Genomic DNA, 21863 nt, shown 5'->3' with positions numbered 1-21863 from the left:
TTATGCCACATGATGCAAAGTTCTGATCGGCATGGTGTAGTCCATCAGCAATTGATGCAGGTGGGTAGGATTGAAGGGCTTCATCATTACGTCATTCATGCCGGCAGCATACACATTGCCCTCCACTTCTTTTCTCGTAGAGGCAGTCAGAGCAATGATAGGGGTGTCGCTGTTGAAATTACTTGTTTCTCTGATTTCTCTACTTGCTTGATACCCATCGATAACCGGCATTTCAAGGTCCATGAGAACAATGTCAAACTTCTCCTTGTTCGCTAGTTCAATGGCCTCTTTACCATTGCTTGCTTGTTTGAAGCTAACATTCCATTTTTTCAAAAAACGATCAAGTACTAATTGGTTGATCTGATTGTCATCAACAGTAAGTACACGGATTTCTTCCAGGGATTCAAGTAGATGTGTCATATGCTGGTCGCTTTTAATTGTTTGATTTGTGGTTTTTAAAGGGATATCGAAGTAGAAAGTTGAGCCTTGATTGTTTTTGCTTTCAACCCATATTTTGCCGCCCTGCTGTTCTACTATCATTTTGCAAATGGCCAGGCCGAGGCCCGTTCCACCATACTTTCTTGAAGTTGAGGCATCAGCCTGGCTGAACTTTTCAAAGATGATTTGAAGCTTGTCTTTGCTCAGCCCAATACCATTGTCGGCGACTGAGAACCTAACCCAAAGTTTGTTGTTGTCTTGACGAAGCAGTTTTGTAGCTACTTTGATCTTTCCTTTTTCAGTAAATTTGGTGGCATTGCCTATGAGGTTATTGAGCACTTGAACAATCCTGTGAAGGTCGCCCTCGAGCAGCGTCGGGAGCTTAGAATCCCCATCGAATTCAATAGTGTTGCCTCGTTCCTGCACTTTAAACTTCATCGAGTGAACCGCCTTGTTTATTTCTTCATTGAACTTGAAGGGGATGTTTTCAAACTGAATGTTTTCCGAAGAGATTTTTGAAAAATCAAGTATATCGTTGATCAGGGTAAGCAGGTTTTCGGCGGAGTAGTGGAGTGTCTGTAGTAGCTCAAGCTGATCTTTGCGTGGTTCCTCATCCATAAGAATTTTACTCATGCCTATTACAGCGTTCAATGGAGTCCGTATTTCGTGGGTCATGGTAGACAGGAATCTTTCCTTTGCCACAGATCCTTCTTCAGCATTTTTCTTCGCCTCCAGCAGTTGGCTTTCTGCAGCTTTTCTTTCACTCACATTGTTTTCAATAGAGATGAATTTTATTAGCTCACCATGTTGGCTGAAAACGGGGTTTATTTGCGTTTCAACCCAGTAGGCCTCGCCCTCCTTGTTGTAACTGATTATTTCTCCTCGGAAGCTAGTGCCTGAGTCAAGCGCCTCACACATGGCCTTTCTAACCTGCACATCAGAATCCGGTCCCTGAAGAACAGTAGCCGGCCTTTTTCCTTTAATTTCCTCAAGGCTGTAACCCGACATTTTGATGAATGCCTCATTGACCCACTCCACTAGTCCGTTCTTGTCGCTTATGATGGTACCTGAGCTTGAATATTGCGCAACCATTGCCAACTCCCTGAGCGCTTGTTCGTTTTTCTTTCTTTCCGTAATGTCTATAAGGCTGCCAATAACTTTGTGTAGTCGGCCATTTTCAGTTTTTGGCTCAACTACAATCCTCACCCAGCTTGTCTCACTCCCGGGAACTTCCAGCTCAGCCTCTATATCAAAGCCAACACTTGCTTCGAAGACCTGCGCATAAGCCCCACCAATTTTTTCCGCTGATGTTTTGCTAAACCTCGTTAGAACTTCACTCAGGGCTGGAATTTCACCGCTTTTAAATTGCAGCAACTCGGCCAAACTGTCTGTATAAGTACTTCTTCCCGACACTACATCGGTTTCCCAGCCACCAATGCGGGCCAGCTGTGTTGTTTGCTTTAGCACTTCGTTCAGCCACTTTTGCTCGGTTACGTCTCTAAGAATGGCTTGAGTTTGAATGTGTTGCCCTTCGTCGTTAAATATTTTTTGCGCAGTAGCTTCCAGCCATACGAAGTTGCCAGCCTTCGTTCTCACAGAGAAGTCATTATTTGTGCCGTCTTGTGTCAGTCCATTAGTGCTTGGGTCGATAAACATCTTAATGTTTTTACCAATTACTTCTGAGGGTTGGTAACCAAGGATGGTCGCCACAGCGGGCGAGATGTATGTAATGTCGCCTTGTTTTGAACAAAGGAGAATAATGTCTTTCGAATGGGTGGCAAGCAGCTTATAAACTCCTTCTTTCTCAGTGATGTCGTTTTTTATCAGCTCAAGATTGGTGGATGAAAGGCTGGAGAACGAATTTTTTTCCTTTGAAGAAGACCGTAGCAAGGCATCTAGTATGGTTTGTACCTGACGAACCTTAATAATGGTAGAGCCAAGACCAAATGCTATGGCAAATATGCCCACGCAGATCAGGAGGATATTAAGGGAAAGGTGTGATTTGCTGATTTCGCCGAAGGTAACCGAGGAGAGTGAGGTGATGGTGAGGAATAGAAATGGAATGGAGAACCAGAGCACCAACGATTTTTTCTCTTTGTTTCCGAAAAGCAGCGCCGATATTCCAGTCAGTAGCGTAAAGAACAGTATTTGAATAGGCAGCATGCCGTCAAAAGCATATCCCAGGAGTATTGTGAACAAACTGGCGTTGGCCAGTGTACAGTATCTCTTCCAGAAACCTTTGTGACTGTTGGTATATAGTGTAAGAGAAAAGTGGGTTAGGCTGATCAGAGCAAAAGTAAACGGTGCATCGATGTTATAGCTGCGGAAGAGTGAAAATGCAACGATAGCGTTAAGTGCGCCAAAGAAGTAATTGATAATATTGGTGGTTACAAAGGCCTTTGAATCCTTCGCAGCCATCGGGCCTTTTTTCTCGTAACCGTTTAAAATTTCAACTAACATAACCAGAGAGAGTAAAGTATGATTCAAAACTAAAGGGTAGGCATCTCTCAGTTTTCGGAAGCTACCTCACACCCTTACATGTATGTTTTTTTCTGCTATTCAATCGAAAAGCAAGCCCACTATGCAGTCATATGGTCACTATTCGGGCCATATATTGGACTAATTCAATATTATATATGATTTAAGCAACAGCATGAAATGTTTGGTTTTTGCTACTTTTGGCATATAACTATGAGAAAACTTCTTTTTGCGCATGAAAATCTTCCCGGGCCGGTTGTGGCGGGGTTTGTATTGACCTTGGTTTTCTTTGTCCACACCACGCTGTTCGCACAAAATCAGGTAGTTGAAAAACACTTTCGTATGATCGGGGAGGCAAGTCTTCAGCAGCTTCGCACGGCTTGCATCAAGGGGCGGTACGTGCCACTAACGATGGAGCCAATCTCATTCGTGGCTTATCTGAAGTTTCCGGATAAGATAAAGATTGAGTGGACACAAGGGAGAGTGAAGTGGACGGATACCTATGCCAATGGGAGGGCTGTAAGCAGACAAGGCGGCATCACCACAGAGTTGGAAGGAAAGGAGTCGTTCGACCTGCTTTGGATGCTTAGATCAACATCGCCTTTGAGGGCTACGGGGGACGGCCACTTCAGTTTGTCCTCCGAAAAATGGAACAACAGGGAATTTTACAAGCTGGCACTTGACACTGAAGAGTCGCAATTGGAATTTTTACTTGACAAGGGCAGCTACGAGATAGTACTGGAAAGAATTATCAGCGTTTCAAAGTCATCAAAAAAAGACGTGCAGGAAATCAGGTACCTCAGATACATGGATCTCGGAGGCGTGAAAGTGCCAGCCGTGTTTGTGATGGACACTGAAGAAGGCAGTGCCGACTTAATCTATGACGAGGTGCTTTTGGGTTATCCTCTCAACGACAGCTTTTTTAACTGACAGCATCCAAATGAAAGTAGCCATTATTCAACATGCTCCCGAATACCTTGACAAGAAGAGGAGTTTGGAAAAAGCCCTTGCGCTGATAAAGGAGGCGGCTAGTGGTGGCAATGTGCTGGCGGTTTTTGGGGAAAGCTGGCTAAGTGGCTACCCGGCCTGGCTCGACTACTGCCCCGGAGCTGCTCTTTGGAACCACGAGCCAACAAAGGAGGTCTTCGCAAAAACCTATGAAAATGCGATTGTGATCGACGGGCCTGAAATGGCGGCTTTACAGCAGGAAGCTGCCGAACTTGGTATAGCTGTTTGCATTGGAATCAATGAGAAAAAAGGCAGCGGAAATGCCAGTGGAACGTTGTTTAACTCAATGGCCCTAATCAACTCGGCTGGTGAGCTAGTGGTGCATCACCGAAAGCTGATGCCGACTTTCACAGAAAAATTGATCTATGGTGTCGGTGATGGAAACGGATTGCGGTCAGCGGAAGTGGCCGGTGCTAGAGTAGGTGGGCTCATTTGCTGGGAGCATTGGATGCCTCTGACCCGGCAAGCTATGCACGAAACCGGCGAGCAGGTTCATATTTCGTTGTGGCCCACGGTACACGAAATGCACCAGGTAGCCAGCCGTCAATACGCTTTTGAGGGCCGGTGTTTTGTGCTGGCCGTTGGGCAGATACTGAGAGCGAAAGACATACCCTCAGTGCTGGGGTTACCCGATGACCTAAAAGCTAACCCCGAAAGCTTTCTTTTAAAAGGCGGAAGCTGTGTGGTAGCACCGGACGGGTTTTACCTCCAGGAACCTATGTTCGATTCTGAAACTATACTTGAAGTCCAGTTGCCGTTACGGGAAACTATAAAGGAAAAAATGACCCTTGATGTAACGGGTCATTATAAAAGGACTGATATTTTTGACTTCCAGGTAAATAGCAAGAGGAACCAATAAATTCTATTGATTCTCCTTCTGTTCCATTTTGTGTGAGATAAAAAGTCCTGCGCCTCCGAAGATGAAAATCATGGAAAAATAGGCCACCTCTTCATCTCTGAAAAAGCCTTCAATAAGACCTCCAAATAAAATTCCGCAGCCTACACCAATAAACAGCAAGCCAAATTTAAGTGCAATGCTATTGGTTGACTTCCCTCTGAAAACATTGGGGTCGGCACCCTTCTCGATGGCAGCTAGTCTTTCTTCGTTAAGAAACTTCCTCCAAAAGATGATGGTGATGGCAATGGAGGTAAACAGCGCTAATGGGATTAATACTTCTGGTCCGTGCATGATATTTTAAGTTTTGATTTGCCCCTATGACGCCCGGCTTCCTGCGGCGGTTACAAATGAAACTTTATTATTTTTTTCGGTAACTTCTGTGTCTAAACGTGCGTCATAGGGCCGGTGTCAAAAACTAGTTATACTGAAGAGGAGCTAATCACCTTTATTAAAAAGGGGGAATCTGCCTACTTTCGCCATTTGGTAGACAGGCACAAAAGCTATGTTTACACGCTTGCCCTCAGGGTGGTTTGCTCGCATGAAGATGCTCAGGAGGTCGCACAGGACTCTTTTGTTAAGGCCTATAACAATATTTCGTCGTTCAAAGGCGACGCTAAATTCAGCACATGGCTTTATAGAATTGTTTTTAACACTGCTATAAGTAAAAAGAGAAAAAAGAGGTTGCCTGAAACAGATATTGATAAGGCTTCTGGCGTTTTAGATGCGGACGGCATGAACTCCAGTGAGCTGCTTTCTCAAAAGGAAAGGAGGGCCTGGATCAACAAAGCGATTGAAAGGTTGCCTGAGGATGATGCGTTTTTGATTACACTCTATTACTTTCAGGAGCTAACGCTGGAGGAGATAGAAAAAATTACTGGGTTTGCCCCCAACAATGTTAAAGTAAAAATTTTCAGGGCACGAAAAAAGCTGGCCGAATGGCTGGGAAAGTGCTTGAAAGAGGAAATAACCTCATTGACCTAAAAAGAAAAGGCAATGGAAAACATGGAACAAAAATTATTCGACTATTTAGAAGATAAACTTCCAGCTGGTGAGAGGAAGGAGCTGGAGAAGCAAATAAGCAAGGACAACATTTTGCAAAAGCAGTTGATAAGCATGCAAAATGCTGACAAGCTAATGGCTGAACATAACATGATGGAATTCGATGATATGCTTTTCACCGATAACATTATGAATAGGATAGAGGCCGGAAGAGCCAGGGCCAGTAAGAGCAACCGACTTCTTTGGATGGCACTGGGGATTTTTGCAGCTATGTTTGCTGGGGTACTTAGCATATTGCCTTTATTTCAGGAAACGGCGCCGCCCCCAACCGTAGAGCCCAATTACCTTCCTGAACTCCCAGCGTTCGACTTTGCTCCCATGCTCGAAACAATCGACAATCCAGCGCTTATTCAGCTTGTGGTTATTGCCACGGCCATTGCTGTCTTGCTGGTGGCTGACAAATTTTTAGGTGGGAAGTTCAAACCTAACCTGCCGTCTCTCTTTTAGCTTCGAGATAGCGGTTGCGGAGGGGCAGGTCAGAAAATATTACCGAAGGGTATTCATTAGCTCCCACAGCCCACGCACTCAAATTCAGAGTTGCTCGGGCGGACTCCCTCAAGTGTCATTTTGAGGTTATGGATTTTATCCCTGATCTCCATGTCTTGAAACATGTCGCCGGTAAGCTTGCCTTCCAGTGTTGCGATTTCGCCTTCAACGGTGGTTTTTTCCTGATCAGTCATTACTAGTGGTTTTTAGGTTAATAGATTCTGGATATCTTCTTTCGAAAGATTTTTTACAAAACTCTCTTCGGTGCTAATTAATTCCGTAGCCAGCTTCATTTTTGACTGCTGAAGTGCCAATATTTTCTCCTCTACAGTGTTCTTCGTGATGAATTTGTAGGTAAAAACCTTGTTTTCCTGCCCAATTCTGTGCGCTCTGTCCACGGCCTGTGCCTCCACGGCCGGGTTCCACCAGGGGTCGAGGAGGAACACATAATCGGCCTTGGTTAAGTTTAGTCCTAAACCTCCTGCTTTCAGAGAGATTAGGAACACCTTAATAGAGGGATCATTTTGAAACTTCTCTACCTGTGCCTGGCGGTCCTTGGTGGAGCCGTCGAGATAGCAATAGGTAATTCTGTTTTCCTTCAGGTAATTTTCCAGCAAAGCCAAATGCTTCACAAACTGGCTAAAAACCAAGATTTTGTGATCTTTTCCGACAGCTGTTGCCAGCATGTGGGTCACGTCCTCCATCTTTCCTGAGTCGCCACCATAGTCGGGATCAACGAGCTTGGGGTGGTTGGCTATCTGCCGGAGCTTTGTCAGGCCCTGTAGCAAAATCATGTGCGACTTGTTGACGCCATCCGTTTCTATCTGATCCATGATTTTGTTTCTGAACAGCGACTTGGCTGTTTCATACTCCTCTTCCTGCATGGCAGTCATGGTGCAATACTGAACGTTCTCAACCTTCTCGGGCAGCTCAGTAGCCACCTGGTTTTTCTTCCTCCGCAGAATAAACGGTTTTATAATGGCGTAAAGCTTCTGAACCTTCTTTTCGTCGTTCTTTTTTTCAATCGGGTTAAGAAACTCATTTTTGAAAAATGCCTGATTTCCCAAAAGTCCAGGATTGATAAAGCTCATTTGCGACCACAAGTCCAGCGTGGTGTTTTCGACTGGTGTTCCCGTCAGAATAAGTTTGTGCTTCGATCGAAGTTTCTTCACCGACTTGGCAATATTGGACGATGGGTTCTTAATGGCTTGCGACTCATCGAGGATAATGTAATTGAAGTAAAATTTTTCCAACAAGTCGACGTCAAGCCGCACAATGCCGTAGCTGGTAAGCACCAGGTCGTAGTCGGCAAATTTGGTCACATCTTTCTCTCTCTGTGTGCCTGTGTAGTTCAGCACTTTGAGGCCGGGAGTAAACTTGATTGCCTCTTTTTCCCAATTGTAGATAAGCGATGTAGGCATAACAAGCAAGCTGGTGCCGGTGTTGCCGTTTTGTTCTTCTTTCACAGCTTGAAGCATCGCTAGCGTCTGCACTGTTTTCCCCAGGCCCATGTCGTCCGCCAGGCAGCCACCAAAGTTGTAGCTGTTGAGGAACCTTAGCCAATTGAACCCCGCCTTCTGATAGGGTCTTAGAGTGCCCTTAAAATGCAATGGTGCCGGGAAGTCTTCGATCTCCTCAAAGCCACGCAACTTCTCCAGTTTTCTGCTGAGTGTCACGGTAGCCAGGTCGCTATTGCTCAACTCCTTAACCAGCGCCAGGTGATGTTTTTTGAGTGAAACGGCACTTCCATCAGCTTTGCCATCTTCGGCAAAATTGAAAAGCTCTGAATATTCCGTAAACCAGGCTTCAGGGATAACGGCGATTTCCCCATTGGGGAGTGTAATTTCCCTTTGCTTCCGAATGATATGCTTGCGGATGGTTTGAAATGGAATTTCAAACTCCCCGAACCGAACCGTGGCAAAAATGTCGAACCAGTCAATATTTTCTCGAACCTCAATCGAGATTTGGGACGTGCCTATAAAGTACCGTTTGTCTCCCTTCTGATTTTGCTGAAGTTTGACCCCAAGCTCAGCCAGCTTAGGGGCGGTAAAAGACATCCAACTGAATGCTTCCCCTTTGTTCAGGGTAGCTTTTGCATGCTTCAACTCCAGGCCCGACTCTTTCAGTATGGCAATAATTTCCCGCTCTCTTGCCAGGTCACGATTGACCCTGTGAAATGTGTAATCGTCTCCGTTTTGCTCTACCGAAACACTCACTTCTGTCAGATTTTCAGCTTTGAACTTGTACGGGCCGTATTGAAAAACGAGCTCAAAAAGCATTTTTTCATCGTTGGGATCGCCCGCCACAGCCACATTGCCCTCGTCGGAAAAGAGTGATAGCTCTTTTGTTGATGCAAGCTCAGAAAAAGTGATAACAGCCTTTGGGGGGAAGCTAACAGTGTTGATGGTAAAGCCTTTGGCATATACGTCAAAAGCTGCAACGAGAGGAGCGACGAATTTCCTGTAGTAAGTATCCTCCACCGACTTGGGGATCACAATAAACTTCTTGTTCAAAAACGGCATTAGCTTATGGCCGTCTACTTCTTTTTTGAAGGTGAACAGCATATTGTCCATCACCATCCAGGCCGGCTTTTTACTTACGATGTAGGCCCCCTTGTTGTTGAACTCAAGCTTTTCGCCGTTCAGTTTTAGCGTTGGGAAGTAATGAGTGTTGTCTTCATTTCGCCTGAAGTGGAAGAGAACAGTGGCTGGTTCGTTCTGCCATTCCAACTTTTTCCAGGCAGGGTCACCATCTCGTCCCATTTCGTAAACCTCCTTGTTCACCATCAAGGGCAGTAGTTTTCCTCTCCTTCTTTCCAGGTATTGCTCAATTTCCTGCTGTAGCAGCTTGTTTCCCTTTTCGCTGTCGTAGGTTTTCAAAAAGAACTCAGCTGGCTTGATCTTTTTTTTATGAAAGTGACTCACTACCGCATCCTGCTGCATCGAGTCCATCGTCTTTATGATCTCGTAGTCGACTTCGTCCAGCCCGGCAGCAAACTCCTGTGCGTTCTTGAAGGAAATATTTTGAGAAGCCAAAGAAAGCCTGCCTTTTTCATCTACTTGTACAACGAACGATTCCGCCAAATACCCGAGGTACTCGTGCTGGAACAGAGAATAAATTAATTTGAATGGTTTTGCTGGCGAAACGTTCATTAATAGATTCTAAAAATTTTCAAACCTGAAAACTAACCATTATCGGTCAAATAAGCATTAAAATTCTGTAATCTGTTAGACTTTAAAATCAAGGAAGTTTCGCCAATCAGTTGAAAACTAAAACATTGATAGTGTTATTGGTGGAGCACCCGAGGGCGATTCATTTTATATACGGCAAAAATGAACCGCCGGTGGGTTCACAAGTCGCCGATAAACTTTGATTTGCTGGCCAGGTAGGCGGGTCTGTAGGAGGCAAGCAAGGTGACCAGGATAGAAAGCACAGCGGTAATGGCAACGTCCAGGGGATCGATGAGCACAGGATAGGCGTCTACAATGGAGCTTTGCATACCCAAAGAAATGACTCCAAACTGCTGTTGAAGATAGCTTATGGTAAGGCCCAGCACCAGGCCGACTGAGGCGCCAATGAGCCCGATAAGTGCACCTTCCGACACGAAAATCCTTCTGATGAGCTTGTCTGTGGCACCAAGCGCATAGAGGATTGCCACATCCTTTTTCTTTTCAAGGGCAAGCATGGAAAGCGAGAAGAAGATGTTAAATGAGGCGATAGCTACAATAAACGAGAAGGTCAGAAATACGAAAAACTTCTCCCACTTCAGTATTTTGAAGAGATCAGAATGTTGCTCTTCTGAAGTTTGGATTTTGAATTGGTCGCCCAGTAGTTTTTGCAATGTCGGCTTGACAGCTTCTGGGGTGAAACCCTCTTGTAGTTGCAGCTCCAGGCTTGTCCTTTTGTTGCCAAACTCAGTTAATGTGACGGCAAAATCAAGTGGGACGAAGATGTAGGTCTCGTCGTACTGCTTCTCAAGAGCAAAAAAGCCACCTGGCATAATGCTTTGCTTGTTGAAATAGCTGGATGGGCTTAACGAGCCTGGGTTCACATTTTTAGGGTAATGAAGCTGTAGTGCGAGGAAATCGTTGTTGGCCGAAATTGAAAGGGCGTACTGAATGCCACGCCCAATAATGGCCCTTGGCATTTTGTCTTTCTTAAGAAGGAGTTCTCCCTGAACAAGGTGCTCTTCAAAGCGGTGGTTGCTGATGAAATTGTCGCTAACACCCTTTATTTTCGCCACCATGTCGGTGTCGTTGTAGGAAATGAGCACAAAGTCTTCGATTACTTCAGACACAATCGACACACCCGGAACAGCCGCTATTGAATCAATCAGGCTTTTGTTGGCTGCAAAAGTTTTCCCCTTTGAAGCCTCTACTTTTATCTGCGAGTCAAATGTGCCGTACAGGTTTCTGAGAATATCCTCCAGCCCATTGAAAAATGAGAGCCCAATGATCAATGCCATGGTGCCAACGGCAACCCCTACCATGGAGATGATGGAAATAACGTTGATGAAGTTTTTCTTTTTCTTGGAGACGAAATACTTCCTGGCGATGAATAGAGGTAGATTCAAAGTAGTAGTTCGTTAACCTTCTGTCTCTTCATTTTCCTCGTCCGCCGGTGGAATATCTAGGCTGTTGATCAAACTATCCATTTTGTGTGCGTGATCCTCAGTATCATCAATAAAGAAAGCAATTTCAGGAATTATTCTTACCTGCTTGCCTATCCTTTGGCCAAGAAGTTTTCGAACCTGGCTCTTGCGCTCGTTAATCTGCGCAAGCATTTCATCTCTGTCCTCCGCCATAAAAATGCTGAGATATACCTTTGCGAAGCCAAGATCCGGGCTCATTTTCACCAGCGTAATGGTGATAAAGGCCTTTCCAAACATGTGTTTTGTGTCACGCTGGAAAATCTCCCCTAATTCTTTCTGTATTAAGCGGGCGTATTTTTGTTGTCTGGTGCTCTCCATAAGATGGCAAATATCCGCATTATTTTGCACAATCGGCGTTATAACACGTATTTTCGTGGCAAGACAATAACCTTGAGAAAATCCGTTGCTATCTTTTTTTAGAATAAACGACCCTTACCGCCTCATTTTTGTGCTGCTACTTTTGGTGCTGATAAGGCTGCCATTTTACATTTGGGGAATTCCACTCACGTTGCCGGAGCTGCACTGGAGACTTGTTGGGGAAGCAATGGCTCAGGGTGACCACCTTTATCTCGATATTTGGGACGACATCGGGCCGCTGTCGGGCGTTATGTATCAGGTGATCTTTTACCTGTTTGGCGACTCCCGCTGGCCTTACTACGTCATCTCTGCTTTGCTGGTGATCATTCAGGCGGGCCTATTCAACCAGGTACTGCTGCGGAACAAGGCCTACAAAGAAAACACCTACGCACCTGCGTTGTTCTACATGATGTACATGAATCTTTCATTCGATTTCATCACGCTGTCGCCAATTCTGTTCAGTATCACGTTCATCTTATTAGCGATCAACAATATTTTCCGGCGCATAGACAACAATACCCGGGACGAGCTTTTCCTCTACACAGGCCTTTATTTGGGTGTTGCAGTATTGTTCTATCTGCCGCTGCTTCCGTTCCTTCTTACCACAGCATTGTCGCTGGCGCTTTTTACCGGATCCATTCCACGGCGGTACATTCTGCTCTTTTTTGGCTTTTCGGTGGTGATTTCTGTCAGCTATGCTTACTACTATTGGCTCGACGCAGTGGATGAGTTCCACACACAGTTTATGAAAGGACTTTGGAGAACCAGGAAACATTATTTGATGTCCTCTTTTCAGCTTTTGGTTATCGGCGGTGCCTCACTGTTGATTCTTGTGGTTTCTCTATTTCGGATTTACACGAAAGCAAGGTTTGCCAACTATCAGGTGAAGTTTCAGCAGGTAATGTTCATCAATATTATTGCCGGGTTCATCACGCTGGCTATTTCGAATCAAATCGTTCCTCACCTGCTCCTTATTTTCGTGCCGCCGCTCGCTTTCTTCACCGCTCACTATATATTGGAAATGAGGCGGAGAATTTGGGCTGAAATATTTACTACTTTGGTTTTTGTTTTAGTGCTAGGGTGGAGCTATACAATATTTAGAGTGCCCCCAAAGCTCAATGAGACAATTACTTACGATGCATATTTCGCTCAAAAGGAGTTGTTGCCTGTTAGCTACGCAGGCAAGAAAATATGGGTAATTGGTGATAATGAAAGCTACTACGAAAGCAGCGCATTGGGCAGCAAATACCTTAACTGGGACCTGAGCGAGGAGGAGGTAACGCAACTCGATTTTTACCGGAATGTTGAAAACGTTTTCAACAATATCAATCAAACCCAGCCGGAAGTAATCGTAGACCTTGAAGGCCTGATGCCTAAGCTAATAGACCGGGCACCCGCTATAGGCGAAAGATATGAGAGTGTAGAGGGGACTAACTTCTATATAAGAAGGGAGTAGTCAACAGCTTATTTTGCCCACCCTTCGTTCGTGCCTGCCTCCCTCGAATTCAACTGAAAGAAAAGCCTTGACCATTTTTTCAGCTTCTTCATAGTCGACAAATCGCTCCGGCATGCACAATACGTTGGCATTGTTGTGCTGTCTGGCGAGCGCAGCTAGTTCTTCTTTCCAGCAAAGGGCCGCTCGTATTTGCTGGTGTTTATTGGCTGTCATGGCCACACCATTGCCACTGCCACAAATAAGAATACCAAAATCAGATTCATGATTTTCGACTGATGTGGCTACAGGATGAGCGAAGTCTGCATAGTCTATCGAATCAGCACTGTGGGCGCCAAAATCCTTTACCACGTAACCTTCATCCTGCAAAAAGGCTCGTATTTTTTCTTTGTAACCGAAGCCCGCATGATCAGCTCCCAAAGCTATTTTTAAACTCATGACTTAGCGTTTCGTTTCAATTCTTCTTTTGCTTCCCTGCGTTTAATTCTCTTCGAAATGTAAATACTCACCTCATATAACCCCACGATAGGCAGAGAAACAAGCATTTGGCTGAAAGGGTCTGGCGGAGTGATCACGGCACCAACGATAAAGATAACGACGATAGCGTGTTTTCTATAGGTGATCAGGAATTCCGGTGTGACGATTCCGGCCTTGGTCAGGAAGTACATTACGATCGGAAGCTGGAAAATCAGCCCGCTTGATAACACCAGCGTGACTACCGTGGAAACATAAGAAATAATATCAAACTCGTTGAGAATGGATGGATCTAATTGATAGTTGGCCAGAAAGTAAACTGACACAGGCGTCACTATAAAGTAGCCGAACAGCACGCCGATCATGAAAAGGAAGCTTACGAAAAAGGTGGCGCCACGGGTCAAATTTCGTTCATGTGAGTAAAGTCCCGGCGCAACAAATCGCCAAATTTCCCAAAAGGCATAAGGGAAGGCGCAAATTAGCCCCACCACCAGTGAGGAGGTGATGTGCATAGTGAACTGTCCGGTAAGCTGTCGGCTTTGGATAATGAAGGGAAGCTCGTTGATGCACAGCGCATCTATTCCAACTACTTCTGAGAGCTTGCAAAGCATTCTGTAAGACCAGAAGTCAGTTTTGGATGGGCCAAGAATCAGTACCCCAAAAATGAAGCCCTTGGAAACAAAAGCAGCCACGGAAAAAACTAATACTGATGCTACTGAACGTACCAAATGCCACCTGAGCTCCTCCAGGTGGTCGATAAACGACATTTCTTTCTCTTCACTCTCCGCCACGGCCGATATAGTTTAATTATTTGTAAAGTGGGAAGTTGCTCATCCAGCTATTTACCTCCTTCTTGATAGCGGAAAGTTTGGACTCATTCTCGTGGTTCATCAATGCGTCGTCCACCAGTTCGGCGATTTTCAGCATGTCCTTTTCTTTGAGTCCTCTTGTGGTCATGGCCGCAGTTCCGAGCCTCATGCCTGAGGTTACAAACGGAGACTTGTCGTCGAAGGGAACCATATTTTTGTTGATGGTAATATCCGCTTTTATAAGGCCATTTTCTGCCTGTTTGCCACTAAGGTTTTTGGGGCGCAGGTCAATCAGCATCATGTGGTTGTCGGTACCATCCGAAATCACTTTGTAGCCTTTATCCACAAACGCCTGCGACATTACCTTCGCATTTTTTTGTACCTGAAGCACGTAGTTCATGTAGTCATCCGACAAAGCTTCCTGGAAAGCAATGGCTTTGGCTGCAATCACATGCTCCAGTGGGCCGCCTTGCGTGCCAGGGAAAACACCGCCGTCCAGCAGCGACGTCATCATTCTCAAGTCACCTTTTGGCGTCTTAAGTCCAAACGGATTCTCAAAATCCTCCCTCATCATGATCATGCCACCCCTTGGGCCCCGCAGTGTTTTGTGCGTGGTGGTGGTTACTATGTGGCAATAGTCAAGCGGATCGTTGAGCAAACCCCGGGCAATGAGCCCCGCAGGGTGAGATACATCTGCCAGCAATAGGGCCCCTACTTCATCGGCAATGGCCCTGAGCCTTTCGTAGTCCCAGTCTCTGCTGTAAGCTGAAGCACCACAAATCATCAACTTAGGTTTTTCTTTCTTTGCTGTAGCTTCTACCACGTCATAGTTGATGACGCCGGTTTCCTTTTCAACGCCATAAAAATTGGCCCGGTACAGCTTGCCTGAAAAGTTGACGGGGGATCCGTGAGTTAAATGTCCACCATGTGAAAGGTCAAACCCAAGGATAGCGTCACCGGCATTAAGCACTGCGAGCATCACAGCGGCATTTGCCTGAGCCCCTGAGTGAGGTTGTACGTTGGCCCACGTGGCACCAAACAATTCCTTTGCACGCTCAATCGCAAGAGTTTCTATCTCATCAACTACTTCACACCCACCATAGTATCTTTTACCAGGCAGCCCCTCGGCGTATTTGTTGGTTAACACGGTACCCATTGCCTCGATTACCTGCGGAGAAGCAAAGTTCTCGGAGGCTATCAACTCAATGCCGTCTTCTTGTCTTTTCTTCTCTTTTTGGATGAGGTCAAAAATCAATGTATCTCTCTGCATTTCAGGAATTGTTTGCGGCCAAAGTTAGCGCAAGCAGTAGAATTTACCAATTGAAATACCAGACGTATTACAATGCCTTTTCTAGCGTGCGACAACCGACAGGAATATGCCTTGGCGAAGCCCGCCGTTTCTGCCAACTGACACAGCTGCTATATGTTGTTTTACCCAAAAAAAACGTACATTTTTGTTCCCATTTCAAAATAAAGGCAACATCCGCACAGCGCACACCTGTTGGATCAGGAAATAATTATAAGGGAAAGGACATGGCACTAGAAGAATACCGGAAGCAGATAGATGACCTGGACAACAGGATTTTGGACTTATTGGCTCAGAGGATGGAAGTGGTGAAGCAGGTCGGTGACCTGAAGAGAAAGACCAATGCCACGATTTACCGTCCCGAAAGAGAAAAGGCTATCATCGACAGGCTTGACAAAATGAACAAAGGCTTGCTCAACAGGGCGGCCATTGAGGCCATCTTTCTTGAGATTTTCGCAGTAGCGAGAAACCTGGAGCTGCCCGAACGAGTGGCCTACCTGGGTCCGGAAGGAAGTTTTACCCACCAGGCGGCAGAAAGCCGGTATGGGGCAATGAGCACTTACACCTCTCTTAACTCCATTGAAGCGGTGTTTGAAACCGTTAAGAGCGATAGGGCGAGGTTTGGCGTGGTGCCTATTGAGAATAATCAGGAGGGAGTGGTGCAGGAAACCATTGACCTGCTTGGCCGGTACGACCTCAACATCATTGCCGAGCTGCCTTTGGCCATCCACTTCGCTTTTGCCACTGAGGAAGAAAACCTGAAAAGCATTAAGAAAATTTATTCTAAAGACATTGCTTTCAGGCAGTGTAGTGCATTCATCGAGGATCACTTTGATAAAGGGGTAGAACTGGTGCCGGTAAACTCTACTAGCACGGCCGTAAAAATCGCCAAGGAAGAAAAGGGTGCGGCGGCCATTTGTGCGCACATCGCTGCCAAGGAATATGACCTTCCGATATTGTTTGAGAACATTGAAGATTCCGGGGAAAACTCTACCCGCTTCATCATTCTTTGCAAGGGCCATTTTAACGAGCCAAGCAACAACGATAAGACTTCCATTTTAGCACGCCTGGAAGACAAGCCGGGAGCTTTGGTTACGTTTCTGCAAGAATTTCACAAAGCCAAGATCAATCTTTGCAAAGTTGAGAGTCGGCCAGCCAAAGAAGGCTCTAACTTTAAGTATATTTTTTATATAGACTTCGATGGGCATTTCAATGACAGGCGGGTCCAAAAGGTGGTGAAGAACTACTGGCACAACATTAAGTGGTTGGGCAGCTACGTGAAGCTGGTTTAGTCAAAAAAATAATTCCATTGCAAAGAACGAAACGTACTTTTGGATCGTTTTAAACTCATCTGGGAAATATTTGAGGCCTCAAATTCCAAAGCGTGACAAACAGCCACGCTTGCCTGGAAAAGAACACAAAAAAACCATCAAAATGAAAAAGTTATCAATGCTGGCCGCAGTGGCTATAGCTTTTGGAATTGTGGTTGAGGCCAATGCTCAACAAATTGAAATAGGCAAGAACACAAAAATTGAGAGGAGCGAAGTGCCCATTCGAATCCTCAAAAGCCTGGAGAATGAATTTCCGGAAACGAGCAATTTTCAGGATCAAACGTGGTACCTGCACTACATGGAAGGCAAGGGCAGTTTGACAGCAAAAGTGTATAAGGTAGTCATCGAAAACAGTGATCTGGATTTTACAGCGTACTACAAACCCGATGGGGAGTTTGAAAAGGCTAATGAAATAAAGAAGCATGCTCAATTGCCCGAGGCAGTGGAAGCAACGATACACTCGCAGTATAGCAATTGGAAGGTGGTTGATCGAAATGAAATAATCTCTGTTGGCAGGTTCAACCGTGATAGGTTTGAGATACAGCTGGAAAAAGGCAACCTGGAGCGCCTGATTGTGATATCGCCCGATGGCAAGGTGATCCGGGACAGGCATTCATGATGAGGCGAAAAAATCAGTACAATAAAGGGGGCAAATAGCTCCCTTTTTTATGCCGTAACGTTCATCATTTCCAGCAGGTCGTCAATATACTCTCGGGAATTGGAAAGCCGTGGCACTTTGTTTTGGCCGCCAAGCCTCCCTCTTTTTTTCATCCACTGATAGAAAGTGCCTTCTTCCACCACGTAGAGCACCGGCGCTTCGAGGGCAAGGCCTTTATATCGTTTGGCATCGTAGTCTGAATTAATTTTTCGAAGCGTGGTGTCCAGAACCTCTATGAACCGGGTTCTGTCGTTTGGAGGTTTAATGAACTCCATCACCCATTCGTGAGCTCCCTTTTGACCACCCTCCAGGTAGCGTGGTGCCGCCGTAAAATTGCTGATCACTGCCGAGGTTTCCCTGCATGCTTCAGTAATCGCCGTTTCTGCATTCTCGATAATCAGCTCTTCACCGAAGGCATTGATAAAATGCTTTGTCCGGCCACTGATTTTGACCCGGAAAGGGCTGATAGAGGTAAACTTAACCGTGTCACCAATTCTGTACCTCCAGAGCCCAGCGTTGGTGGTAATGATCATCGCATAATTGACGCCAATTTCCACCTGTTCCAGCGTGAGTGCTTTGGGGCTATCGTTGCCAATTTCTTCAAAAGGGACAAACTCATAAAAGATGCCGTAATCGAGCATCAGGAGCATCTCGTCTGAGTTCCTTTGGTCTTGTATGCCAAAAAAGCCCTCGGACGCATTGTAGGTTTCCATGTAGCGCATGCCATCTGAGGGGATGAGCGCCTTGAAGAGGTCTTTGTAGGGAGGGAAAGCTACCGCACCATGGAAGAATACTTCCAGGTTTGGCCAAACCTCCAGGATATTGGTTTTGCCAGTTAGTTCCAGTATCCGTTGTAGCAATACCACCGTCCATGTGGGCACGCCACTAATGCTGGTCACATTTTCCTCCAGGGTGGTGGTGGCCATCATCTCAATTTTTTCTTCCCACTCGTCCATCAGCGCAATTTCCATGCTTGGTGTGCGCACGAACTGAACCCAAAGAGGAAGGTTCTTGATGATAACAGCGGAAACGTCGCCATAATAAGAGTTGGCGTTTTTGTCGAACTGATTGATCTGCTGGCTGCCGCCAATGGTGAGACCCTTGCCTGTAAAAAGCTTGGATTCAGGGTAGTTGTTGACGTAGATGGAAATGAGATCTTTGCCCCCTTTGAAATGGCAGTCTTCAAGCGCTTCTGGGGAAACAGGGATGAATTTGCTGCGGGCATTGGTAGTGCCCGACGACTTGGCGAACCACTTTACCTCACTTGGCCAGAGCACATTTTGCTCGCCCTTCATCAAGCGGTCAATGTAGGGCGCCAGTTCTTCATAGGAAACAATGGGTACCCGCTTTTGAAAGTCTTCGTGATTTCGAAAATCTACAAAGCCGTATTTGTTTCCGTATTCTGTGTCCTTGCCCCGCTGAATCAGCCTCTGGAAAAGCTCTTCCTGCACCTCAAAGGGATATTTCATGAAAAGCTCAATCTGGTGGATGCGCTTTTTCATGACCCAGGTCATTATCGAATTGAGAATTTCCATTGGTGTTGTTTACTAAACTTTTCTCTTCAACTCAAAGTGCTTGCCCAGGTACACCCTTCTTACCTGTTCGTCAGCAGCCAACTCTTCGGCAGTCCCTGATTTTAGCAGTTTTCCTTCAAACATCAAATAGGCCCTGTCAGTTATCGACAGCGTTTCATTCACATTGTGATCCGTAATAAGGATTCCAATGTCCTTTTTCTTAAGCTGGGCCACAATAGTTTGAATTTCTTCGACGGCGATTGGATCTACCCCTGCAAAAGGCTCATCTAATAATACGAAATTGGGATCAACCGCCAAAGCCCTGGCAATCTCCGTTCTTCTTCTCTCTCCTCCCGAAAGCACCATCCCGAGGTTTTTACGCACATGCCCGAGGCTAAATTCCTCCAGCAGGCTTTCCAGCTTTTCCTTTTGCTCAGCCTTCGGAATATTTCTCATTTCGAGAACAGCCATGATATTTTCTTCCACACTTAATTTTCTGAACACGGAAGCTTCCTGTGCCAAATAACCAATGCCAAGTTTGGCTCTCCGATACATCGGTAGATCAGTGATGTTCTGATCATCCAGAAAAATTTCCCCGTCGTTGGGCTTTATCAGGCCCACAATCATGTAAAAGGAAGTTGTTTTTCCAGCGCCGTTAGGACCAAGCAAGCCGACAATTTCTCCTTGCGAAACCTCAACTGACACATTGTTGACAACGCTTCTTCCTTTATATTTTTTTATCAGGTTGTGTGCACTTAGTTTCATTGATCCTTCCCGGTATTAATCAAGCTTCAAATCTTTGATGTGTAGTTGCATGGTTTTGTTTCCCATAAAGTCATTCTCTTCAATGGTATACGCCACATTAAAAGGTGCGCCATTAGCAATAGCATCGTAGTACTCGCCAAATCCAAAAGCAATAGCTTCAAGCGAAGCTTTGGAGCCTTCCTGGCTCAAAAACATTTTCAGGTGTATGTCTTTCAGCTGCTTTACCGATTTGGCAACTACGTTGGTGGAGACAAACACCGGTTGCATGTTGCCTGGCCCAAAAGGAGCCATTTGCCTTAATATATTGAAAAACTTGTGGTTGATACCCTCTATTGGAATTGCCAGGTCGATGTCAATGATTGGCTCCAGCATTTCTGGCGTGATTCTTCTGGCCACCACCTCTTCGAACCGTTCCTTAAAGGCCTCAACCTTGTCCAGATTCATCGTTAGCCCGGCTGCGTACTTATGACCACCGTACTGGTCGAGTAAGTCAGCACACTCTGCTATGGCTTCGTACACATCGAAGCCCACCACTGACCGGGCACTGCCGGTTGCTTTGCTATTTGACTCTGTAAGTATAATAGTAGGCCGATAGAATTTTTCTATGCAACGGGACGCTACAATGCCTATAACGCCCTTGTGCCAATTTTCTCTATACAGCACAGTCGAAAAAGATTTCTTGAGTTGATCTTCCTCTTCAATTATTGCCAGGGCTTCTTTGGTAATATTTTCATCAAAGCCTTTTCTGAGGTCGTTTTTTATGTCAAGCTGGGCTGCCAGCTCTTCGGCTTCTTCCTCCGTTCTTGCCAGCAACAGCTCCACTGCCGCACCCGCATGATCAATACGTCCTGCAGCATTGATGCGTGGCCCGATACCGAAAACTACCCGGGTCACTGTCACGTCTCCCCGAATACCCGAAAGATTCTTCAAGGCTTTCAGGCCAGGCAAAGGCGATTTATTAAGCTTCTGCAAGCCAAAATAGGCCAGCACCCTGTTTTCGCCTACAACAGGCACAATGTCGGAGGCAATGCTGACAGCCACCAGATCGAGGTAAAGATAAAGCTCCTGGATATCGACCGTGTTTTGTATCGCAAAGGCCTGCATGAGCTTGAAACCGACTCCACAGCCGCTGAGCCCATCAAATGGGTAATCGCAATCGAGGCGTTTTGGGTCAAGCACGGCAAATGCCTTGGGCAGTTCCGGGCCGGGAAGGTGGTGGTCGCAAATGATGAAATCGACCCCCAGGGAGTTGGCCAGCTCGACTTTCGAAACCGCTTTTATGCCACAGTCCAGCGCAATGACGAGTGTAAAGCCATGCTCGGCTGCCCAGCGAACGCCAGTTTCCGAAATGCCGTAACCCTCATCGTAACGGTCAGGTATATAATAGTCGATGTTGGAATGATACTTACGGAGAAACCCATAAGCCAGTGCCACAGAAGTGGTGCCATCCACGTCGTAGTCTCCATAAATAAGAATTTTCTCTTTTTTGAAAATGGCCTCGCTCAACCTGTTCACCGCCTTTTCCATGTCTTTCATCAGAAATGGATCGTGTAGCTGACCCAAGTGTGGCCTGAAAAAGGCACGGGTTTCTTCGAAAGTGGAATAGCCTCTTTGAACCAGCAATGCTGCCAGGGTATCACTTACCTTGATGCCTGAAGCGAGCGAATGCACTGTTTCGGGATCAGGTAGGTCTTTGTATACCCATCTTTTGCTCATTTATTGCTGCGATTGAAGTACTTGGGAAATATGAAAAACAGGTTATTTCCAAAAATACAAATTCAATCGATTGATGAGCGATAGTCTGTAAAGAAATGAGGAGAATAAGGTGACATGCCCGAAGGAAGCGTCGGGTGGCAATATTCTATTTGAAAAAATATCAAAAGTCCAGCTCGAACTCCCTCTTCTTGAAGTATGTATCGAACCAATATTCATAATTGGAATAATCGATACAATCGTCAAGCTCAACGCCGTCGTTGATCAGGCGCATGATACTTTTACCTGGCAGCCACGACAGCAAAGCGTTGGCCTGCCGCATTGGCAACTGAGAAAGTTGAATGAACTTTTTACCGTTAAGGTAGATGGGTTTTAACTTAAACATGACCCTTTTAATTTATTATGCAAGCATACTATTTTATTTTTCCTAGGACGTTAAAATCATGTTAAAGGTTGGTTAATTTT

Annotated in this window: 20 protein-coding genes; 7 read left to right on the top strand and 13 right to left on the bottom strand. The window is 45.7% G+C overall.

Annotated elements, in window-relative coordinates; all coding sequences use genetic code 11:
* A complete protein-coding gene (locus RIG68_RS13455; protein WP_350122999.1) occupies window positions 1–2898 on the bottom strand; it encodes a PAS domain S-box protein in 2898 nt (965 codons plus the stop codon).
* A 231-nt stretch (window positions 2899–3129) separates the two neighbouring features.
* Here RIG68_RS13455 and RIG68_RS13450 point away from each other — a divergent pair, with 231 nt between their 5' ends.
* Together RIG68_RS13450 and RIG68_RS13445 are read left to right on the top strand one after the other, a co-directional pair.
* Window positions 3130–3846 (top strand): hypothetical protein, encoded by a 717-nt coding sequence (locus RIG68_RS13450; protein WP_350122996.1) that lies wholly within the window; start codon window positions 3130–3132, stop codon window positions 3844–3846.
* A 10-nt stretch (window positions 3847–3856) separates the two neighbouring features.
* A complete protein-coding gene (locus RIG68_RS13445; RefSeq protein ID WP_350122994.1) occupies window positions 3857–4783 on the top strand; it encodes a carbon-nitrogen hydrolase family protein in 927 nt (308 codons plus the stop codon).
* Between the two features lie 3 nt (window positions 4784–4786).
* Here RIG68_RS13445 and RIG68_RS13440 read toward each other — a convergent pair whose 3' ends face one another.
* Entirely contained in the window at window positions 4787–5113 is a 327-nt protein-coding gene (locus tag RIG68_RS13440) for a DUF6249 domain-containing protein (RefSeq protein ID WP_152001535.1), read from the bottom strand.
* 114 nt (window positions 5114–5227) lie between these two features.
* Between RIG68_RS13440 and RIG68_RS13435 the strand changes: the two genes are divergently transcribed.
* Both RIG68_RS13435 and RIG68_RS13430 read left to right on the top strand, forming a co-directional pair.
* The gene (locus RIG68_RS13435) at window positions 5228–5803 is read left to right on the top strand and encodes an RNA polymerase sigma factor (protein WP_350122991.1); all 576 of its coding nucleotides are present in this window, start codon (window positions 5228–5230) and stop codon (window positions 5801–5803) included.
* A 21-nt stretch (window positions 5804–5824) separates the two neighbouring features.
* On the top strand, window positions 5825–6328 hold the full coding sequence (locus RIG68_RS13430) for a hypothetical protein (protein ID WP_350122988.1): 504 nt from the start codon (window positions 5825–5827) through the stop codon (window positions 6326–6328).
* A 56-nt stretch (window positions 6329–6384) separates the two neighbouring features.
* On the opposite strand, the gene RIG68_RS13425 is transcribed toward RIG68_RS13430, so the two are convergent.
* The 4 genes from RIG68_RS13425 to rbfA form a co-directional block, all read right to left on the bottom strand.
* The gene (locus RIG68_RS13425) at window positions 6385–6561 is read right to left on the bottom strand and encodes a hypothetical protein (RefSeq protein WP_193218038.1); all 177 of its coding nucleotides are present in this window, start codon (window positions 6559–6561) and stop codon (window positions 6385–6387) included.
* Between the two features lie 12 nt (window positions 6562–6573).
* Window positions 6574–9519, bottom strand: a complete 2946-nt coding sequence (locus RIG68_RS13420; RefSeq protein WP_350122985.1) for a DEAD/DEAH box helicase — start codon at window positions 9517–9519, stop codon at window positions 6574–6576.
* Between the two features lie 197 nt (window positions 9520–9716).
* Window positions 9717–10940 (bottom strand): FtsX-like permease family protein, encoded by a 1224-nt coding sequence (locus RIG68_RS13415; RefSeq protein WP_350122982.1) that lies wholly within the window; start codon window positions 10938–10940, stop codon window positions 9717–9719.
* Between the two features lie 12 nt (window positions 10941–10952).
* Window positions 10953–11336: a 30S ribosome-binding factor RbfA gene (gene rbfA, locus RIG68_RS13410; RefSeq protein ID WP_350078819.1), complete on the bottom strand. Its 384-nt coding sequence runs from the start codon at window positions 11334–11336 to the stop codon at window positions 10953–10955.
* 130 nt (window positions 11337–11466) lie between these two features.
* On the opposite strand from rbfA, the gene RIG68_RS13405 reads away from it, so the two are divergent.
* Window positions 11467–12831 (top strand): hypothetical protein, encoded by a 1365-nt coding sequence (locus RIG68_RS13405; protein WP_350122979.1) that lies wholly within the window; start codon window positions 11467–11469, stop codon window positions 12829–12831.
* Here RIG68_RS13405 and rpiB read toward each other — a convergent pair whose 3' ends face one another.
* Genes rpiB through glyA form a run of 3 tightly spaced genes read right to left on the bottom strand, consistent with a single transcriptional unit; the run spans window position 12832 to window position 15381 of the window.
* Window positions 12832–13266: a ribose 5-phosphate isomerase B gene (gene rpiB, locus RIG68_RS13400; RefSeq protein WP_350122976.1), complete on the bottom strand. Its 435-nt coding sequence runs from the start codon at window positions 13264–13266 to the stop codon at window positions 12832–12834.
* Window positions 13263–14069, bottom strand: coding sequence for a twin-arginine translocase subunit TatC (gene tatC / locus RIG68_RS13395; protein ID WP_350123380.1), 807 nt, complete (start codon window positions 14067–14069; stop codon window positions 13263–13265). The genes rpiB and tatC overlap by 4 nt, the downstream gene beginning before the upstream one ends.
* Before the next feature lie 40 nt (window positions 14070–14109).
* Window positions 14110–15381, bottom strand: a complete 1272-nt coding sequence (glyA, locus tag RIG68_RS13390) for a serine hydroxymethyltransferase (RefSeq protein WP_350122973.1) — start codon at window positions 15379–15381, stop codon at window positions 14110–14112.
* Window positions 15382–15644: 263 nt separating this feature from the next.
* Here glyA and pheA point away from each other — a divergent pair, with 263 nt between their 5' ends.
* Together pheA and RIG68_RS13380 are read left to right on the top strand one after the other, a co-directional pair.
* The gene (gene pheA, locus RIG68_RS13385) at window positions 15645–16709 is read left to right on the top strand and encodes a prephenate dehydratase (RefSeq protein WP_152001544.1); all 1065 of its coding nucleotides are present in this window, start codon (window positions 15645–15647) and stop codon (window positions 16707–16709) included.
* A 142-nt stretch (window positions 16710–16851) separates the two neighbouring features.
* Window positions 16852–17367 (top strand): hypothetical protein, encoded by a 516-nt coding sequence (locus RIG68_RS13380; RefSeq protein WP_350122970.1) that lies wholly within the window; start codon window positions 16852–16854, stop codon window positions 17365–17367.
* Window positions 17368–17414: 47 nt separating this feature from the next.
* Here the strand turns inward: RIG68_RS13380 and RIG68_RS13375 are convergent, their stop codons facing one another.
* From RIG68_RS13375 to RIG68_RS13360, 4 genes are all read right to left on the bottom strand, one after another.
* Entirely contained in the window at window positions 17415–18941 is a 1527-nt protein-coding gene (locus tag RIG68_RS13375; protein WP_350122967.1) for a GH3 auxin-responsive promoter family protein, read from the bottom strand.
* A 12-nt stretch (window positions 18942–18953) separates the two neighbouring features.
* Window positions 18954–19685 (bottom strand): LPS export ABC transporter ATP-binding protein, encoded by a 732-nt coding sequence (gene lptB / locus RIG68_RS13370; protein ID WP_317488809.1) that lies wholly within the window; start codon window positions 19683–19685, stop codon window positions 18954–18956.
* 15 nt (window positions 19686–19700) lie between these two features.
* Window positions 19701–21401 carry a single-stranded-DNA-specific exonuclease RecJ gene (gene recJ, locus RIG68_RS13365; RefSeq protein ID WP_350122964.1) on the bottom strand — a complete coding sequence of 567 codons (1701 nt, stop codon included), beginning with the start codon at window positions 21399–21401 and terminating at the stop codon, window positions 19701–19703.
* 160 nt (window positions 21402–21561) lie between these two features.
* Entirely contained in the window at window positions 21562–21783 is a 222-nt protein-coding gene (locus tag RIG68_RS13360) for a hypothetical protein (RefSeq protein WP_350078804.1), read from the bottom strand.
* Between the last annotated feature and the right edge of the window lie 80 nt (window positions 21784–21863).

The sequence above is a fragment of the Imperialibacter sp. genome (genome assembly GCF_040222385.1).
In the GTDB taxonomy this organism is placed as follows: domain Bacteria; phylum Bacteroidota; class Bacteroidia; order Cytophagales; family Cyclobacteriaceae; genus Imperialibacter.
This window is presented reverse-complemented; position numbering and strand designations above follow the sequence as displayed.

Bases quoted from the DNA above. Each gene is read 5' to 3' on its own strand.
- RIG68_RS13455 (WP_350122999.1), bottom strand. From the start codon at position 2,898: ATGTTAGTTGAAATTTTAAACGGTTACGAGAAAAAAGGCCCGATGGCT.
- RIG68_RS13450 (WP_350122996.1), top strand. From the start codon at position 3,130: ATGAGAAAACTTCTTTTTGCGCATGAAAATCTTCCCGGGCCGGTTGTG.
- RIG68_RS13445 (WP_350122994.1), top strand. From the start codon at position 3,857: ATGAAAGTAGCCATTATTCAACATGCTCCCGAATACCTTGACAAGAAG.
- RIG68_RS13440 (WP_152001535.1), bottom strand. From the start codon at position 5,113: ATGCACGGACCAGAAGTATTAATCCCATTAGCGCTGTTTACCTCCATT.
- RIG68_RS13430 (WP_350122988.1), top strand. From the start codon at position 5,825: ATGGAACAAAAATTATTCGACTATTTAGAAGATAAACTTCCAGCTGGT.
- RIG68_RS13425 (WP_193218038.1), bottom strand. From the start codon at position 6,561: ATGACTGATCAGGAAAAAACCACCGTTGAAGGCGAAATCGCAACACTG.
- RIG68_RS13420 (WP_350122985.1), bottom strand. From the start codon at position 9,519: ATGAACGTTTCGCCAGCAAAACCATTCAAATTAATTTATTCTCTGTTC.
- rbfA (WP_350078819.1), bottom strand. From the start codon at position 11,336: ATGGAGAGCACCAGACAACAAAAATACGCCCGCTTAATACAGAAAGAA.
- rpiB (WP_350122976.1), bottom strand. From the start codon at position 13,266: ATGAGTTTAAAAATAGCTTTGGGAGCTGATCATGCGGGCTTCGGTTAC.
- tatC (WP_350123380.1), bottom strand. From the start codon at position 14,069: ATGTCGTTTATCGACCACCTGGAGGAGCTCAGGTGGCATTTGGTACGT.
- glyA (WP_350122973.1), bottom strand. From the start codon at position 15,381: ATGCAGAGAGATACATTGATTTTTGACCTCATCCAAAAAGAGAAGAAA.
- pheA (WP_152001544.1), top strand. From the start codon at position 15,645: ATGGCACTAGAAGAATACCGGAAGCAGATAGATGACCTGGACAACAGG.
- RIG68_RS13380 (WP_350122970.1), top strand. From the start codon at position 16,852: ATGAAAAAGTTATCAATGCTGGCCGCAGTGGCTATAGCTTTTGGAATT.
- RIG68_RS13375 (WP_350122967.1), bottom strand. From the start codon at position 18,941: ATGGAAATTCTCAATTCGATAATGACCTGGGTCATGAAAAAGCGCATC.
- lptB (WP_317488809.1), bottom strand. From the start codon at position 19,685: ATGAAACTAAGTGCACACAACCTGATAAAAAAATATAAAGGAAGAAGC.
- recJ (WP_350122964.1), bottom strand. From the start codon at position 21,401: ATGAGCAAAAGATGGGTATACAAAGACCTACCTGATCCCGAAACAGTG.
- RIG68_RS13360 (WP_350078804.1), bottom strand. From the start codon at position 21,783: ATGTTTAAGTTAAAACCCATCTACCTTAACGGTAAAAAGTTCATTCAA.